Here is a 17,129-nt window from a genome sequence, read left to right on the forward strand (position 1 = left end):
AAAATAGAAAAAATCTTCCGAAATTTGGGACGAAATAAAGAAAATCATTGTTAATAAAATCATAAAAAACTTTGAGTGTAAAAGCAAAAAAACATCTTGGGCAGCACTTTCTGACAGATGAAAATATCGCAAGAAAAATCGTAGAAGGTCTTAGTTTTGAGAACTATAATAATATTATGGAAGTAGGTCCCGGAATGGGAGTTCTTACCAAATATCTTCTTGAAAAGGAACAGAACATTTATCTTGCAGAGATCGACACAGAGTCCATCGAATACCTGAAAAACAACTATTCCAAAGTTACGGAAAATACTTTTGTAGGGGATTTCCTGAAACAGGACTTTAATTTTATCAAGGATGAGCAGATTGCTATTATCGGGAACTTTCCGTATAATATTTCATCGCAGATATTATTTAAGATCGTTGACCATTACGAAATGATTCCTGAAATGGTAGGAATGTTCCAGAAAGAAGTAGCTGAAAGAACTGCTGCGGTACCAAGAACCAAAGATTATGGTATTCTTTCTGTTCTTATCCAGGCCTACTATGATGTATCCTACATGTTTACGGTTCATGAGAATGTCTTTAATCCGCCACCAAAGGTAAAATCCGGAGTAATCCGCCTTACCAGAAACCCTAAAGAAGGTCTGGCCGGTAATGAGGTTCTTTTTAAACAGATAGTAAAGACAGGCTTCAACCAGAGAAGAAAAAAACTTTCCAATGCATTGAAGTCATTGGTTATACCTGAAGCCTTGAAAGGTCATGAATTTTTAGATAAAAGAGCAGAGGAACTCAGCGTGTATGATTTCATTCACTTTGCAAATCTCTGGAAAGAAAACCAATAAGACATATAACAAAAAGCTCCTCATTAAGGAGCTTTTTTATGAAATTTATTTAAATAAAGCCTTTCTGACTGAAAGGCTTTACACTTTATTATTCTCTGTTTTTTAGCATGATCCAGCCAGACCAGTTCATCTGGGTTTTGGATTTTGGATATTCATAGGTAAACTTATACCAGTAAGTCGCTGAAGGCAATCTCTTACCAGATACAGTACCGTCCCAGGTTGGAGTTTCTTTCGAGAATCTGAACATCTCTACTCCATACCGGTCATAGATAGAACCTGTGAAATTTTTAAACTGACCTAAAGCTTTCAGATCAAGTACATCATTAATTCCATCATTATTAGGAGTAATCATATTGTTGATCTGCAAAGTAAAGAAATCAAATGTTCCTATACAGTGCGTTCCTACTCTTCTCACCTGGATTGTATAATTGGTATTATCTAAAAGCCCCGTGAATATATTAGACTGCTGCCATGTAATTCCGTTATCAATAGAATATTCAATACTGCTTGGGGTATTATTCATCGGAGGGTTTTCTGCAGCAATCGTCAGAGTTTTTTTAGATGTTTGGTAATCTATTCCGATAACATAAGGGATTGCAGCTCCCATCACTTTGGCAGAAAAGGTCTTTTTACAGTATCCGTTATCAATTTCAACGGTATAAATTCCCCATTTTTCTACGTCTATTTTCTGTGTAGTAGCTCCTGTACTCCACTTGTATTTATACTTAGGTCCAGCTCCTGCATCAAGGGTAACACGGTCTCCGTCACACATTTCAACATCTGCTAACGGGCTTATGATTTCAGGAGTAACTTCAATTCTGATAGTTGCAGGGTTAAGAGACTTACACCCTTTTTCTCCTATTGCATACACTGTGAATACTGTACTCTGATATAAAGTAACATCTTGCATATTGCCTGTTCCCGGAAAGTTACTCCAAAGGTAGGTATTTCCACCTTCTGCTGTAAGGGTTACGGTTTCTCCCGGGCATACCTGGATACTTGATGCTTTCAGTTGGGCAGTAGGTGTTTCTTCTTTCAACAATTTCAACTCTACCAATTTTCTACAGAAACCTCCATTAGAAACTACTACATGCAATATCTGTCCATCTGTACCATTATAGTTCAGGATATTCTTGATATAATTATTATTCTCAGCAACGGCATCAGCCTGATTTTCATAAAATTTAAATATAGCTCCCGGTGTTGTACTGATTGATGGCTTAATGGTACTTAAATCAAAAGTGGTAATATCCGGTGTAGTACAGAGCAATAATGTAGCATCAAATGCTTCAGGCGTTGTTCCGCCGTGGATTTCTATCGATGCTTTACCTGGACATGGGTTTCCGGGTACACTTACTTCAATTGTATAGGTTCCCGGCTGTGCAGCAGTAACTACATTGGTTGTTGCATTAGGAATCAGGGTTCCGTTATAATACCACTGATACAATAAGTTCGGATCACTTACAGAAGCAGTAAGTACCTGAGGTACATTATCACATACATTAATATCACTAGGTAATTTTGCTCCGCCAGGTCCTAAAAGGTCTACCCCGATATTAAAAGAACCTCCTTCCAGAAATACTGCAGAGTCGAAGCTATGGTCATTGAAGTCAGCGATTACCATTTTAAAATGATATTCCTGTCCTGCCACTACATCTGCTACAGCAGTAAGCGGAACCGTTCTTCCGTTAAAGTTCGTCTCAACATTAGTAGTATTATACCCTCCAAAATACTGTTGATTAACAGCTCCACAAGTGGATCCAATTGCAGGGTGAATATTGGTAATACTTACTGGTCCTGCTCCTCCAGGCAGTATCGCCATATTGGTATAGGCTGCTGCTCCTGATGTAGGTCTCAGTAATATAGCAAAGGCATCCGCATAGTTACAGGGAAATGTCCCGGTATATTCGTCGGATGCAATTAAATAATTAAACTTGATCTGAGTAGTTGTAGGAACAAAATCAAACTCCAGAAGTACTGCATCATACAATTTGCTTTCAGTAACCCCAAGCACCTGTGCCAGATCAGCATCTGACCCACCACCATTGGTATCACTATTACTGGATTCAAAACTATTACCTGCCTTTCTTGCATACCCTGTAGAAAGTACAATACCATCTTTAAAAGGAAAATTGGTTGTTGCCTTATGAAAATATCCCCATGCCCTGTTTGCATCACCTACAGCATGATTAGGGGTAATCTTTACATTGGATACATTGGGAGTAATACAGGTATTGGTTCCTGATGAAATCAATACATCTTTTACTAGCTTCTCTATACTATAAGCGGATTCCAAATATCCCGGTGCATTCACATCAATAAAAGCGCCTGCTTTTTTAGACTGAATAGACGCTTGTTTCTTTAGCACTGATCTGGGCTGCTGACTTTGTGAAAATGAAAAATTTGAGATAAATAAAAATAATAAACAAATCGGTAGGTATCTTATCATAATATTTCTGTTTCAACAAATTTAATTTTTTTTTAAATATCTAATACACATATTTATATTTTTTATAAAAAAATAACAACATTTATAGGCACAAAACAATATTTATAGTAATAAAAGGTGTTTTAAGAAAATGATAATATAAAATAAAAACACAATTTATAAACTTCACTACAATTCAAGAAATACATTAACAAAATCAACCAAAACAAATAACAAAACCCTTCAATTACGAAGGGTTTTGTTGTTTATTTTATATTATAACTTAATTTCTGTTTTTCAAAAGTATCCATCCTGAGCGTTGCTCCAGTTTTTTGCTCGCTGGGTTTTCCCACTGAACTCTATACCAGTAAGTGCCCGTAGGCAGATTGATTCCTTTTAGAGATCCTCTCCATATTACATCTCCTTTTGTTGCCTTAAAGACTTCTGCTCCGTATCTATCAAAAATAGAGGCAGAAAAGTCCTTATATCCACTGATTCCGGAGAAATCTATCGTATCATTTATTCCATCCATATTAGGAGTAATAGCGTTGCTGAGTACGAAGGTATAATAATCCACTGAAGTTCCACATTTTGCATTCTTCACCCTAACCATCAAATGATACATTGTATTGTTTAAGATACCGTTAAATACATTTGATCCCTGCCAGGTCAACCCACCATCTATGGAGAATTCTAACACTCCACCTGTAGGATTAGTTGCAGTAAGGGTCATGATATTCTTATCATAAGCAACATTGATGATCTCAGGAAGATCAGGATTGACAAGCTGCGCTGTAAATACTTTGGAACACACCCCATTACTTATTGTTACAGAATACGTTCCGGCAATTTTTGTAGTAATTGTCTGCGTGGTAGCTCCGGTATTCCACAGGTAGGTATAATTAGGGCCTGCTCCGGCATCAAGAGTACCGTTATCTCCGGCACAGACATACACATTTTCTAACGTAGAAACAATAGCAGGAACTACATCTATTTTTATCTCGGCAGCTTTCTCAGAAATACACCCGTTCCCTCCTAATGCAAACACAGAATAAATGGTAGTAGTGGTAGGACTTACTACCTGTGTATCTCCGGTTCCGGTAAGACCCACCCAATTATAAGTAACTCCACCAGTAGCGGTAAGGGTAACAGATTCTCCGGCACATATTTTCACTTTATCTGCAGAAACTCCTGCTATCGGAGGTCCTACTTTAACAGTAACGGTTGCAGGTGTAGCAGAAACACATCCATTAGCCCCTACTGCATGTACTGTATATACTGTCGTAACTGTAGGTGAAACAACCTGAGTATTTCCGGTACCTGTAAGACCATTCCCCCAGGTATAGGTAGCTCCACCGGATGCAGTTAATGTTACTGATTCACCAACGCATATACGAGCTTCTGACGATACAAGAGCTGCAATAGGTGCCACTTTATCCTGAGTTACTGTTACTGTTGAACTATATGGGCAATTTAGATTTCCCGGCTGGGATATATTGGTAACAGTTAATGTATATGTACCTCCCGCACTTACTACAGGCGTAAGGGTATTCCCTCCTGACTGAATAACGCCCCCAACTGTCGTCCAGGTAATGGTAGATCCTGGCGGTATTACAGAAGCTGATGCATTAAGGGTAATCTGGGGAGTTGTACAGGTAATAGTCTGTGGAGCAACTATGGTTAAGGTAGTTTCTGCAGCTCTCAATAATTGCAGAGAAACCACATAGCTACAACCTCCGTTGCTAACTCTTACATAGACTGTCTGGTTTGCCGAAGTAGGTAAATACGCTGTAGGAGTTGCTATAACGTTACCATTACCGGCATCAGCATCGGTTTGATTTACATAATATGCAAAAGTAACCCCAGTTGCTGTTGTGATCTGGCCCTGTGATTCCTGAAGATTAAAAGTTAATCCCGGCTGATAGCATTTGTGAAGTATTGCATTCTGTGCTGTGAATGGCTCAGATACTTCGATGGTAAGTGTTGCAGGGTTGGCAGAAGCACATCCATTAGCTCCCACACCGATTACAGTATATGTTGTAGTAACTGTAGGAGTTACAGTTTGTGTATTTCCATTTCCGGGAAGGCCACCACCCCAATTATAAGTTGCCGCCCCTGAAGCTGTAAGTGTTATAGATTCTCCCTTACAGATTTTTAGTTTAGGAGCTGTTAAAGTTGTATTAGGCGGAGCACTATTTCCTGTCACCGTTACGTTTGCAACCGCTGTACAGTTGATATTTCCAGGCTGATAAGCTTTTGATATTGTCAATGTATAAGTTCCCGGCGCATTGATTACAGGATTCAGCGTAGTGTTTCCTGAAACAATATTCCCACCTGTAGTAGTCCAGTTGAATGTAGCTCCGGCAGGATAAACTGAAGCTGATGCATCCAGTGTAATCTGCGAATTAGCACAGGTCAATATTGCAGGAGGTACAATAGAACCTGTCATCTGTGGTGCTTTAGCCAGATTCAGCTCAGCTACTTTAGCACAGAAGCCATTTTGTACCCTTACATATACCGTTCCTCCGGCACTCTGATAGGCTGTAGGATTAGGAATTATATTAGCAGGACCACCTGCATTGGCATCTGCTAATGTTGTATAATAAGTAAAGACTGCTCCCGCTGTTGTACTTATTGCAGGTTGTGCTGCAGGCAGATTAAACGTCGCATTTCCTGCACTGTAGCAGGCTGTCAAAGTAGCGTTTTGCACTGTAGGAGAAGTTCCTCCCACAACGGTAATTTTTGCCTCTCCCGGACAGGTACTACCAGGTATCAATACTTTCACCGTATAGACCCCAGGTTGTGTTGCTGTATAGCTGGCATTGGTTTCTCCTGGGATCAGTACATTATTTAAAAACCACTGATATGTCACATTAGGATACTGAACTGAAGCGGTGAAAGTCTGTGGTGTATTATCACACATATTCACTGAGCTTGGCAGCTGTACACCTCCCGGACCGAGGATTTTCACTCCTATATCAAAGGATCCCGCGTCTAAAAACACAGCCGAATCATAGTTACCATCCTGAAAATCAGCCAGAACCATCTTAAAATGATAGGTCTGCCCAGGGATAACGGTTGCTTTTGCCTCCAAAGGAACGGTACGGCCTTCAAAATTGGTTTCAATCTGAGCAGTATTGGTTCCTCCGTAATATATTTCGTTTTTTGGACCACAATTAATATTAGCCGGGTGGATATTCGTTACACTTACCGGTCCTGCTCCTCCCGGAAGTACCGCTAAATTCGTATAATTAGGATCACCAACTTTCTTCAGCAATAAAGCAAAACCGTCAGTAATATTACAAGGGAATGTTTTCTGATATTCTTCTGAAGCAAATAAATATTTAAAGGTAATCTCAGAGGCAACAGCTACGAAATCAAATTCAATATAGGTAGCATTGGTCAGCTTCGCATTACTAATTCCCAAAGCATTTGCCAGATCTACATCTCCTCCTGTACCCAAGTCATCATTAAGATCGGGTATATAAGAATTTCCTGCATTTTTAGCAAATCCGGTAGAAAGAATAATCCCTTTAGAAAAAGGAAAATTCGTTGCCACTTTATTAAAGTAGCCCCAGCTTCGGTTCTGATTAGTGGGTGGTAAATTAGGAAAAACAAGTACATTACTTATATTATTACTAGCACATCCCCCACCTGAGATAAGAACATCTTTCACCAACTGAGTTATACTATAGGAAGACTCAGGATAATTGGAAGTATTAACATCAATAAAAGCACCTGCTTTCATAGTGGCAGTGCTAGGTTTTTTGGCCGCACCTATTTTGCTTCTCTCCTGAGCAAAAATAAAGCTTCCCATAAAAACAAAAAACAACACTAAAAATAAACTTCCTTTCCTCCTATTTAACATTTTATAGTATTTTAAACAAAAATACTATTTTTTTTGATTTAAATTCAGTTTAACATAATTTACATTGTTACTAATTCAAATTTATTAATCGTAGAATATCAACTTAATTTATTTCAATATCACAAAAAAAAGACTGACAAGGCAGTCAGTCTTTCAATAATATTTTTGAATTATTCTATATTCTTAAGCAGGATCCAACCCGTTTTAACGGTGAGCAATTTGCTTGCCGGATCTTCAAAGGTAACCTGATACCAGTAAGATGAGGACGGTAATCGTTTTCCCTGGAAGTATCCATCCCAATAAGGTCTGAACCTTTCAGCCCGGAATACTTCTTTTCCATAACGGTCGAAGACCTTACCGCTGAAATCTTTATATTTTACGATTCCTCTGAAATCGATAATATCGTTAATATTATCTCCGTTTGGAGTAATTACATTTCTCATGACAAAGGTAAAGTACTCCAGGAATCCTACACAGCTTGTAGTCTTCACTCTTACACGAATAGCAATAACCTCATTTTTAGGTACATTTGTAAATACATTGGAATTCTGCCATGTAAGGCCGTTATCTACTGAGTATTCCAATATACCATTACTAGGATTGGTGGCTGTAAGAACCATGGTTCCCTTGTCATTATAGTTCACATTAATAATTTCAGGAATAACCGCTTGTATCACTTTGGTTTTAAATTCTTTAGAACACACCCCATTACTGATCGTTACACTATATTCTCCAGGTTTATTTGCTGTAATAGTCTGTGTTTTATCTCCGGTACTCCATTCATAGGTATATCCGGGGCCTGAGCCTGCATCTAAAAGAATTCTGTCACCTTCACAGATCTGTCCGCCTTTCAGTGTAGAAACAATAGCCGGTACTACCTCAACGGTAACTTCAGCCGGTTTTGAAGACTTACATCCCAGAGCTCCTACAGCATATACGGAATACGTTGTTGTTTTGGTAGGGCTCACCGTTCTTGTTCCATCTGTAACAGAAGTCGTATCACTCCATTCATAAGTTACCCCGCCGGTTGCTGTCATCAACACAGATTCTCCCAAACATATCTTCAGCTTTGCAACATTAAGACCTGCAATAGGGGTTTCTTCTTTTCTCAGTGTTAATGTTGGAATTTTACTACAAAATGCTCCATTAGATACAAGAACATATAAGATTTGACCATCTGTTCCATCGTAACTGGCCAGATTTTTAATATAATTATTATTTTGAGCCTGAGCATCTGAAAGCTTCGCATAAAAACGGACTACAATTCCTGGTGTTGTACTGATCATGGGGATTGCATTCTCTAAATTAAAAGTCTTAACAGTAGGCGTCATACAAAGCTTGAGTACTGCATCCTGTACCGTTGGGCTGGTTCCTCCGACAATGGTAATCGTAGCCTCACCCGGGCACTGATTTCCGGGAATCATTACTTTTACGTAATATACACCTGGTTCCACAGCAGTATAAACAGAATTGGTAGCTCCCGGAATCACAACGCCATCTTTATACCACTGATAAGTCATCCCTGGAATATCAGCTAACAGTGCCTTTAATGCCTTAGGAGTATTATCGCACATATTAATTGTAGATGGCAGAACAGCTCCTGTTTCATCAACGATTTTCACACCGATATCAAATGATCCACCTTCTAAAAAAACAGAAGAGTCTAACTGTGTATCCGATGCATCTGCAAGAACCAATTTGAAATGGTAAGTCTCTCCAGGAATTACGTTAGCAACAGCCGTTAAAGGAATAGTTTTTCCGTTATAATTAATTCCTATATGTGGCATATTCAACCCTCCAAAATAAGTTTCATTGATGGGTCCACAACTGAAACCCACTCCTCCCGGAACAATATTCGTTACACTTACAGGTCCTGCACTTCCAGGTAATACAGCCAGATTCGTATACGCAGGATCTCCTACTTTTTTAAGCAAAAGCGCAAAAGCATCAGCGTAATTACCGCACGGATAATCCCCACCAGGATCATATTCCTGAGAGGCAAATATATAATTGAATTTTACCAGGGTAGAGCTTGGAACAAAGTCAAACTCAAGGGCTACTGCATCTTTCAGGGCTACAGGAGGATTAGTTGCTGCCACCAGATCCGGATCACTTTCTGTTCCTACCGATTTGCTCACATCATCAGTAAAGCTATTTCCTGCATCTTTTGCATGACCAGTAGTCAGTACAATTCCATCTTTAAAAGGAAAATTTGCAGTTCCTCTATTAAAGTAGCCCCAAAATCTTTCGGGCTTATTTACGGCATGATTAGGAGATATGGTAACATTGGTAACATTTGCTGATGTACAGGAACTTCCACCATTGATCAAAATTTGTTTAACCAGCTGTTCAGGAGTAAAACCTGAAGGTGGATAAGGAGGAACATTTACATCTATAAAGTTGCCAGCCTTAAGATTTGCTCCCGTAGGTTTCACCTTTGTTGTCTTTCTTTCAGGAACAACCTGGGAAAATACAGAAATAGAACTCAGTAAAAACGTTAAAAGAAAAAAGTAGTGTTTCAATCTATAATTCAACATTTTGATTTCATTTTGCCCAAATGTAGCAAAAATAATTATATCTAATCAGCATTTAAGACACTTAAATCTCAGTTTTTAATGAAAATTCACAATAAATACTTTTTATTTTTAAATTTACTATAAAAAACAATACTCAATCATAAAAAAACAGACCAGCAAAGCTGACCTGTTCTTATATTCTCAGAGATCTTCCAATCTCCTATTCATCTTTTTTCAATTGATCTATTTCATCCCGAAGTTGAGCAATAATGTCCTTCAAAGCTTTTATTTCATTTTTATTTGAACTTACATTGCTTTTTAGGATAGCATTTTTAGCCTTTTCATTATGATCCTCTTCTTCTTCATCTTCATTAATCTCTTCAATATCCTCACTGATTTCTTCGATGTCTTCCTGAATATCCTCGATATCTTCATTAATTTCCTCAATATCCTCACTGATCTCTTCAATATCTTCGCTGATTTCTTCTATATCTTCCTGAATATCTTCGATGTCTTCCTGGATATCTTCAATTTTTTCGTGGCTTTTGTTCACAGACATCTGAATGAAAATTGCCAGATAAATAGCTTCCAGAGAAAGTACTGTAGTAAGAATCAGAAGCATCTTATCAAAATCAACAATTTTCAGCATCGGAAGCAAAAACGAAGTAACAAACAGCAAAGTATGTACAATCAGAGACTGAATAGATCCTATCCATGAGGTAATACGATCTGCTATTTTTTCGAGAACTTCTGCTTTTTCATTATATTTTTTCATCCTTTATTTTTTACAACAGTTCTTTCGTCACACCTAATCCAAACAGAGCAAAATCATATTTTGCAGGGTCTTTTTCATCAAATTTTCTAATGGCTACATCCAGTTCTTCCACTGTTTTCCAGTCATTCTGAGTTCTTTCCACCAATCCCAACTTTCTTGAGATATTCCCGGTATGCACATCCAATGGAATAGACAGGTATTTCTGATCTATATTTTCCCAGATACCGAAGTCTACACCACGTTTATCCTTACGTACCATCCACCTCAGAAACATAATGATTCTTTTGGCTGAGGAATTCTTATACGGTGAGCTTATATGCTTATGACTTCTATGTTTCTCCACCTGCAGGAAACTGCTTCTGAATCTTTCTATAGCGTGTTGGAAATTAGTTTCCGAATCTTTTACTCTAAACAGTTCTTCCAGGCTTTCATGGTCTTTATAAATTCTGTTGAACTGTTTGATAAAATAAGAAAAATCTTCTCCGTTAAAAGTTCTGTGAATGCTTTTATCCTGAATGTCTTTCAAATCTCTTTCAGAATAATTCAACACAAAATCATAGGGAGAATTCCCCATAAGATCCAGCATTTTATTGGCAGAGTTGATGATCGATTTTCTGTTTCCCCAGGAAATAGTTGCTGCCAGAAAGCCTGCAATCTCAATATCCTGTTTCACTGAGAAACGATGCGGAATCTGTATCGGATCATTTTCTATAAAATCAGGAGCGTTGTATTGGTTAGCCTTTTCATCCAGAAAGCTTTTAAGCTCTTCAAACTTCAACATACTTATTTAAATTTTTACACTCTCCAGAGCTTTTGGCAGGAATGAATTAGGGAAAATGGTTCTGGCTTCATCGGTAAATACCGTCAGATCTGCATATCTGTTGGAAAAATGCCCCAAAATAAGCTTTCCTACCTGAGCTTTTTGCGCAATGGTTGCTGCCTCCAATGCAGTGGTATGTCCTGTATAATCTGCCATTTCTTTTAAATCATGCAAAAAGGTAGACTCATGATACAGAGCCGTCACGTTTTTAATGATCGGAATTACACTTTCTAGATAACGGGTATCACTACAGAATGCATAAGATACTGATGGAGCCGGATCAAGAGTAAGCACATCATTTTTAAGAACATAACCATCACTTAAAACGAAATCTTTTCCTGCTTTGATATTATGATAATCACAGCTTTCAATTTCACTGTATTTGACAATTTCCTTCATATCCAGATGTCTGTCCTTCGGCTTTTCTTTAAAAAGATAACCATTACAGTAGATTCTGTGATCTAAAGGAATGGTATATACCTCCACTCTATTGTCCTCATAGATCTTTTCAGAATAATCTTTATCCAGTTCATGATATACCACTTCAAAACCACGATGTGTTTCCGTAATCTGGAAAATAGTTTCCATCATCTTCTTAATCCCTTTCGGACCATAAACATGTAATGGGTTTTCTCTTCCCAAAAGACGAAAAGAGGCAATAAGACCCGGAAGACCAAAGCAATGATCACCGTGAAGATGAGAAATAAAAATATGGTTGATTTTTGAAAATCTGGCTTTTGCTTTTCTCAACTGTACCTGTGTTCCCTCTCCACAATCGATCAGGAAGAGCCTTTCTTCCATTTCCAACAGCTGGGCTGTGGGTGAGGTGTTGATCGTCGGAATCGCTGAATTAAAACCTAATATTGTTAAATAAGTACTCAAATCAATTGTTTATTGTAACAAATGTACGACAGAAATTTTAAAACATATATTTTACCTTTACTTTTAAGCAGGAAAAGCATAAAAAAACCACTTCTCCGGGAAAGAGAAGTGGTTCTTTTTATCTGTAGTATTGACTACTTTACTTTTAAAAAATCCATAAACAGATCCAATGCCTGCTTACGGTGGCTGATCTTGTTTTTATCTGCAGGATCCATTTCTGCAAAAGTTCTGTCATATCCTTCCGGAACAAAAATCGGATCATATCCGAATCCTTTGAATCCTTTATTTTCAGTCAGTAAATTTCCGTGAACTCTTCCTTCGAAATATTGGGCCCCATTTTCATCATAATAACATAAAACAGTCACAAAATAAGCTTTCCTGTTCTCTACTCCCTTCATTTCTTCCAATACTTTTTCAATATTTTTAGCAAAATCATGATCTCCGGCATAACGGGCAGAGAATATCCCAGGTCTTCCGTCTAAAGATTCTACAACAAGCCCGCTGTCATCTCCCAAACTCGGAACTCCAGTCTTTTCAAAACAATATTTCGCCTTAATTAAAGCATTAGCATGAAAAGAATCTCCATCTTCTATAATTTCTTCGTGAATGTTATAATCTGTAAGACTTTTAACAGTACAGTCATTTCCTAAAATCTGCTGAATCTCTTCTTTCTTATGCTCGTTGTGGGTAGCTACCAATAATTCCATTTCTATATTCATTTTCAATTTTACTTTTTAACTGCTGTTGATTATATTTCAGAATAATGTACTTTATATTTCTTCATAAAAAGATAGTAAAACAAAGAAAAAAGTAGAATTCCTATGGCTAAAATCAGCCATTCTGAAACATTAAAAACTTTTGCAAAACTTTCATCTTTACCATAAAGTACCAGTAATGACAAGGTCAGGTTATTAAATGCATGCAACAATATCGGCATCAGTAAAGATTTTGTCTTGTGATATACCAATCCTAACACGCACCCCAGCATCACAGCACTGATGAACTGCCATGGGTTGCCATGAACTACTCCAAAAATAATGGATGCATATAAAATAGCTCTCCATGGTTTTACTCCTTTATTGATCAGTCCTTTCTGGATAATCCCTCTGAATATGATCTCTTCAAAAATGGGAGCCATAATTACAGTCATGATAATCATAACCACAGGATTATCGGTCAGCTGGCTCATAAGCTGAGTGAAATATTCGTAGAAATCTCCAAAAAAAGGACCTGATGTAGGAATCAGTGTTGTTGTAAACTCTGAAATAAACATCATCCCTGCCATCATCGGAAAAATAAGGAGATAGGTATAAAAATTAACGGATGAAAGATTAAAATTAAGCCTCTGCTGTGTGGTTCTTCTCACAATGAAAAAATCGAAGAATGCAATGGATGTGACGAATCCTACAGAATTGGCCACCATCAGAAACCAGTCTTTCAATTCAAGATTTTCTTTGAAAGCCACCTTCCAAAAGGTACTGAATAAAGAAACAGCCATCGTCCCTACAAACAATCCAACCACTAAAGTAACAGCGCCCAGCCATGTGAAAGTAAACTTCGGATACCTGCTATTTTCCATTCTTTTTTCTGTAAAAATTTATTGAAACAAAGATAATTTTTTTGAATGCTACAGGCAACTAAAAAAGAAAATACTTAAATTAGCCCCAGTACCATGAATATCATCAAAACAAATACAGCAATTCCTTTCGCCGGTGTTGAATCTAAAATTAACAGGCTGGCCACTTTCATCCTTCAGTCCACTTTTTTCGGGATGCTGTTTTTATTATTCAGTCTTTTTGTCCTCGGCCCCGTTTATGGGATTTATAAAAGAGGATTTGAAGCAATGTTAACACCCGCATTGATATGTTGGGGAATTTCGCTTCTTATCTTAATTCCTTCTACACGCTACTATATCATAAAAAGAAAAAATATTTCAAGGAAGATCATTGTTGATAATACCGGACTTTTATTTTACAATTCAAAAAATGAAATCGTAGAACAGATATTGTACACAGAGCTTCGTTCTTCAAAGCAAGATTTTGATATTTATACGGTAACAACAGTTGGTGGCAGCATTGTCCCTTTTCTTGAAGTAACCTTAAAACCTGAAAAAAAAGAAGAAACGAAAAGACGTATTGACATGAACCTACCTCTTCATGTTGTAAAGAATAAATTTACTTTATATGCTCATTTTATGCATGGAATCACGGTTTTTCGTCCGGATTTAAAAATAGATCCGATGGCTGTCAGTAGCTTTTCTATTGATCCGACTACTTGGAAAGTCAATAGAAAAGGAACTTCATTAGGAGGCTGGCTTTTAATTCTTGCAGTATTTGTGATCAGTGCAGCCATTTTTGGCCTTGTATTTTTATTAGCTGAATTAAAAAACTGATATGACGGAAAAGTTTCAAACCATAGTGTCTAAAGTCAATAAAACGGCCACTTATTCTCTGATAGGAATCATGTGGATAGCTATTATCATGATTATTATGGTCATCGGAACTGTTTTCGAAAATATGTATAACAATATCAGCCAGTATTTCGAAAATGATCTTGGTATTTTTTTTCTTCTAGTTATTGCTATAATTCTTCTTATACTTTGTTGTTTGGCTCTGATTCTAGCCTTGACCAATCGAAAAAAAGGAAAAATCAGGAAAGCCATTATTGATGAGAAAGGAGTTACTTTTTATGACAGCCGGGATAATATTATCAATATCATTTTATATAGTGAACTGCAGCAGTCTAGAAACTTATCACATGACGCCTATATGTACAGTACTACATCAAGATATCCCCAAAGCTATCTGAATGTTTTTCTTCGAAATAAAGCAGGCGAAAGTGTATTGACAAGTATAGATTTCAACTTTGAATATGTTCTTCTTAGCAATCAAATTGAGATGTATCGTCAGTTTTTAATAGGAATCCAATATTTTCGTCCTGACTTAAAAATAAGCCAGCAGACCATTAAAGAGTATGATCTTTCTCCAGATTCCTCACCGAGGAAAAAATATGAAAAGTTTGATTTATTTATATCTGCATTTATTTTTCTTGTGGGTTTAGGGTTGATTTATGTCCTGATATTATTAGTAAGAATTCTTTTCTGATAACCGGAAACGGCAATGGTGAATAATTAATCTCAATTCGCTGCGCTTGTGAATTTTATAGTACATTTCAGTGTTATTACCAGCTTTATAATTATAAATTACAAGGATGCTTTTATTCCTTTTATTGGGTATTCTCAATCCTTCTTATCTACCTGCTTTCTCTTCTAATCAGTATTGTATTAATTTAAATTTGAAAACCTCGTAAAAAATCACGATTTTTGCAACTTCAAAATACGATATGTCAGACTTAATCAAAGAAATACAAAAAAGAAAGACCTTCGGGATCATTTCCCACCCGGATGCCGGAAAAACAACGCTTACTGAAAAGCTGCTTCTTTTCGGGGGGGCAATCCAGGAAGCGGGTGCGGTAAAATCCAACAAAATAAAAAAAGGAGCTACTTCCGACTTTATGGAAATTGAAAGACAGAGAGGGATCTCTGTAGCAACTTCCGTATTGGCTTTTGAATATAGAGATCATAAAATCAATATTCTCGATACTCCGGGTCACAAGGATTTTGCTGAGGATACTTACAGAACGCTAACCGCTGTAGATTCAGTAATTGTTGTGATTGACGTAGCAAAAGGAGTTGAGGAACAGACTGAAAAACTGGTTAAGGTTTGTAGAATGAGAAACATTCCGATGTTGGTATTCATCAACAAACTTGACCGTGAGGGTAAAGATGCCTTCGATCTTTTGGATGAAGTGGAACAGAAATTAGGGTTAACAGTTTGTCCGCTTTCTCTACCGATTGGTATGGGTAGCGATTTCCAGGGAATTTATAATATCTGGGAAAACAATATTCAATTATTCTTAGAAGAGAAAAAGCAGAAAGTTGGAGATTCTATTAAGTTTGATGATATTAATGATACTTCAATAGATGATGTTATTGGTGAAAAAGCTGCCGCTACTTTAAGAGAAGAGCTTGATCTGATCCAGTCTGTTTATCCTGAATTTAATCGTGAAGATTATATGAAAGGTGATTTACAACCTGTGTTCTTTGGTTCTGCATTGAACAATTTTGGAGTTCGTGAATTATTGAATGCGTTCATTGACATCGCTCCGATGCCACAGCCTAAAGAAAGTGATACCCGTTTGGTAAAACCGGAAGAAAGTACTTTCACAGGTTTTGTTTTCAAAATCCACGCTAACATGGATCCTAAACACAGAGACAGACTGGCTTTCGTAAAAATCGTTTCCGGAACTTTTAAGAGAAATGAAAACTATCTGTTGGTAAGAGAAGGTAAAAAGATGAAATTCTCTTCCCCTAATGCTTTCTTTGCTGATAAAAAAGAGGTTGTAGAAGAAAGTTTCCCTGGCGATATCGTTGGTCTTCATGACACGGGAAGTTTCAGAATCGGTGATACTTTGACTGGCGGTGAAAAGCTAAGTTTCAAAGGTATTCCAAGCTTCTCTCCGGAACATTTCCGTTATATCAATAACAATGATCCGCTTAAAGCTAAACAATTGGCTAAAGGTATTGATCAGCTGATGGATGAAGGGGTTGCCCAGCTATTTACGCTGGAAATGAACGGAAGAAAGATCATTGGAACTGTAGGAGCCCTTCAGTACGAGGTTATTCAATACCGTCTGGAACATGAATATGGTGCAAAATGTACTTACGAACCACTTTCAATGCATAAAGCATGTTGGGTGGAAGCTGATGAAAAATCAGAAGAGTTTAAAGAGTTTGCAAGATTAAAACAGAGATTCCTTGCCAAAGATAAATACAATCAACTGGTATTTTTGGCAGATTCTTCTTTCACCATTCATATGACACAGGAGAAATTTCCGAATGTGAAACTTCATTTTATCAGTGAATTCAGAGAAAACTAATATGAACAGACAAAATCGCTAAACAGTGAAGTTGTTAAAGATATAGATCCGCAGAGAATT

Annotated in this window: 12 protein-coding genes; 4 read left to right on the plus strand and 8 right to left on the minus strand. The window is 37.3% G+C overall.

The window, feature by feature from the left end:
• Window positions 1-71: 71 nt before the first annotated feature.
• Window positions 72-842, plus strand: a complete 771-nt coding sequence (gene rsmA / locus WH267_RS17030) for a 16S rRNA (adenine(1518)-N(6)/adenine(1519)-N(6))-dimethyltransferase RsmA (RefSeq protein ID WP_115973476.1) — start codon at window positions 72-74, stop codon at window positions 840-842.
• Window positions 843-930: 88 nt separating this feature from the next.
• Here rsmA and WH267_RS17035 read toward each other — a convergent pair whose 3' ends face one another.
• From WH267_RS17035 to WH267_RS17070, 8 genes are all read right to left on the minus strand, one after another.
• Window positions 931-3,210: a choice-of-anchor L domain-containing protein gene (locus WH267_RS17035; RefSeq protein ID WP_340009924.1), complete on the minus strand. Its 2,280-nt coding sequence runs from the start codon at window positions 3,208-3,210 to the stop codon at window positions 931-933.
• A gap of 343 nt (window positions 3,211-3,553) precedes the next feature.
• Window positions 3,554-7,138 carry a choice-of-anchor L domain-containing protein gene (locus WH267_RS17040; RefSeq protein WP_340009925.1) on the minus strand — a complete coding sequence of 1,195 codons (3,585 nt, stop codon included), beginning with the start codon at window positions 7,136-7,138 and terminating at the stop codon, window positions 3,554-3,556.
• 170 nt (window positions 7,139-7,308) lie between these two features.
• Window positions 7,309-9,675 (minus strand): choice-of-anchor L domain-containing protein, encoded by a 2,367-nt coding sequence (locus tag WH267_RS17045; protein WP_340009926.1) that lies wholly within the window; start codon window positions 9,673-9,675, stop codon window positions 7,309-7,311.
• 199 nt (window positions 9,676-9,874) lie between these two features.
• Complete coding sequence (locus tag WH267_RS17050; RefSeq protein ID WP_115973480.1) at window positions 9,875-10,429, minus strand: DUF1003 domain-containing protein; 555 nt, start codon at window positions 10,427-10,429, stop codon at window positions 9,875-9,877.
• Window positions 10,430-10,439: 10 nt separating this feature from the next.
• A complete protein-coding gene (locus WH267_RS17055) occupies window positions 10,440-11,210 on the minus strand; it encodes a TIGR02757 family protein (RefSeq protein WP_394337828.1) in 771 nt (256 codons plus the stop codon).
• A 6-nt stretch (window positions 11,211-11,216) separates the two neighbouring features.
• Entirely contained in the window at window positions 11,217-12,131 is a 915-nt protein-coding gene (locus WH267_RS17060) for a ribonuclease Z (protein WP_340009927.1), read from the minus strand.
• Window positions 12,132-12,265: 134 nt separating this feature from the next.
• Complete coding sequence (gene rdgB / locus WH267_RS17065) at window positions 12,266-12,850, minus strand: RdgB/HAM1 family non-canonical purine NTP pyrophosphatase (protein ID WP_409013132.1); 585 nt, start codon at window positions 12,848-12,850, stop codon at window positions 12,266-12,268.
• A 29-nt stretch (window positions 12,851-12,879) separates the two neighbouring features.
• Complete coding sequence (locus tag WH267_RS17070) at window positions 12,880-13,710, minus strand: CPBP family intramembrane glutamic endopeptidase (RefSeq protein WP_340009928.1); 831 nt, start codon at window positions 13,708-13,710, stop codon at window positions 12,880-12,882.
• A gap of 93 nt (window positions 13,711-13,803) precedes the next feature.
• On the opposite strand from WH267_RS17070, the gene WH267_RS17075 reads away from it, so the two are divergent.
• The 3 genes from WH267_RS17075 to WH267_RS17085 all read left to right on the plus strand — a co-directional run bounded on the left by WH267_RS17075 (window position 13,804) and on the right by WH267_RS17085 (window position 17,069).
• Window positions 13,804-14,523, plus strand: coding sequence for a hypothetical protein (locus WH267_RS17075; RefSeq protein WP_340009929.1), 720 nt, complete (start codon window positions 13,804-13,806; stop codon window positions 14,521-14,523).
• Window position 14,524: 1 nt separating this feature from the next.
• Window positions 14,525-15,235, plus strand: coding sequence for a hypothetical protein (locus tag WH267_RS17080; RefSeq protein WP_340009930.1), 711 nt, complete (start codon window positions 14,525-14,527; stop codon window positions 15,233-15,235).
• A gap of 238 nt (window positions 15,236-15,473) precedes the next feature.
• Window positions 15,474-17,069 carry a peptide chain release factor 3 gene (locus WH267_RS17085; protein WP_340009931.1) on the plus strand — a complete coding sequence of 532 codons (1,596 nt, stop codon included), beginning with the start codon at window positions 15,474-15,476 and terminating at the stop codon, window positions 17,067-17,069.
• The last annotated feature ends 60 nt before the right edge of the window (window positions 17,070-17,129 follow it).

Source organism: Chryseobacterium sp. MYb328, assembly GCF_037572595.1.
GTDB lineage: Bacteria > Bacteroidota > Bacteroidia > Flavobacteriales > Weeksellaceae > Chryseobacterium > Chryseobacterium pennae.

Coding starts and splice junctions, on each gene's coding strand:
- WH267_RS17085 (WP_340009931.1), top strand. CDS start 15,474: ATGTCAGACTTAATCAAAGAAATACAAAAAAGAAAGACCTTCGGGATC.
- WH267_RS17075 (WP_340009929.1), top strand. CDS start 13,804: ATGAATATCATCAAAACAAATACAGCAATTCCTTTCGCCGGTGTTGAA.
- WH267_RS17050 (WP_115973480.1), bottom strand. CDS start 10,429: ATGAAAAAATATAATGAAAAAGCAGAAGTTCTCGAAAAAATAGCAGAT.
- WH267_RS17055 (WP_394337828.1), bottom strand. CDS start 11,210: ATGTTGAAGTTTGAAGAGCTTAAAAGCTTTCTGGATGAAAAGGCTAAC.
- WH267_RS17070 (WP_340009928.1), bottom strand. CDS start 13,710: ATGGAAAATAGCAGGTATCCGAAGTTTACTTTCACATGGCTGGGCGCT.
- WH267_RS17040 (WP_340009925.1), bottom strand. CDS start 7,138: ATGTTAAATAGGAGGAAAGGAAGTTTATTTTTAGTGTTGTTTTTTGTT.
- WH267_RS17045 (WP_340009926.1), bottom strand. CDS start 9,675: ATGTTGAATTATAGATTGAAACACTACTTTTTTCTTTTAACGTTTTTA.
- rdgB (WP_409013132.1), bottom strand. CDS start 12,850: ATGAATATAGAAATGGAATTATTGGTAGCTACCCACAACGAGCATAAG.
- WH267_RS17080 (WP_340009930.1), top strand. CDS start 14,525: ATGACGGAAAAGTTTCAAACCATAGTGTCTAAAGTCAATAAAACGGCC.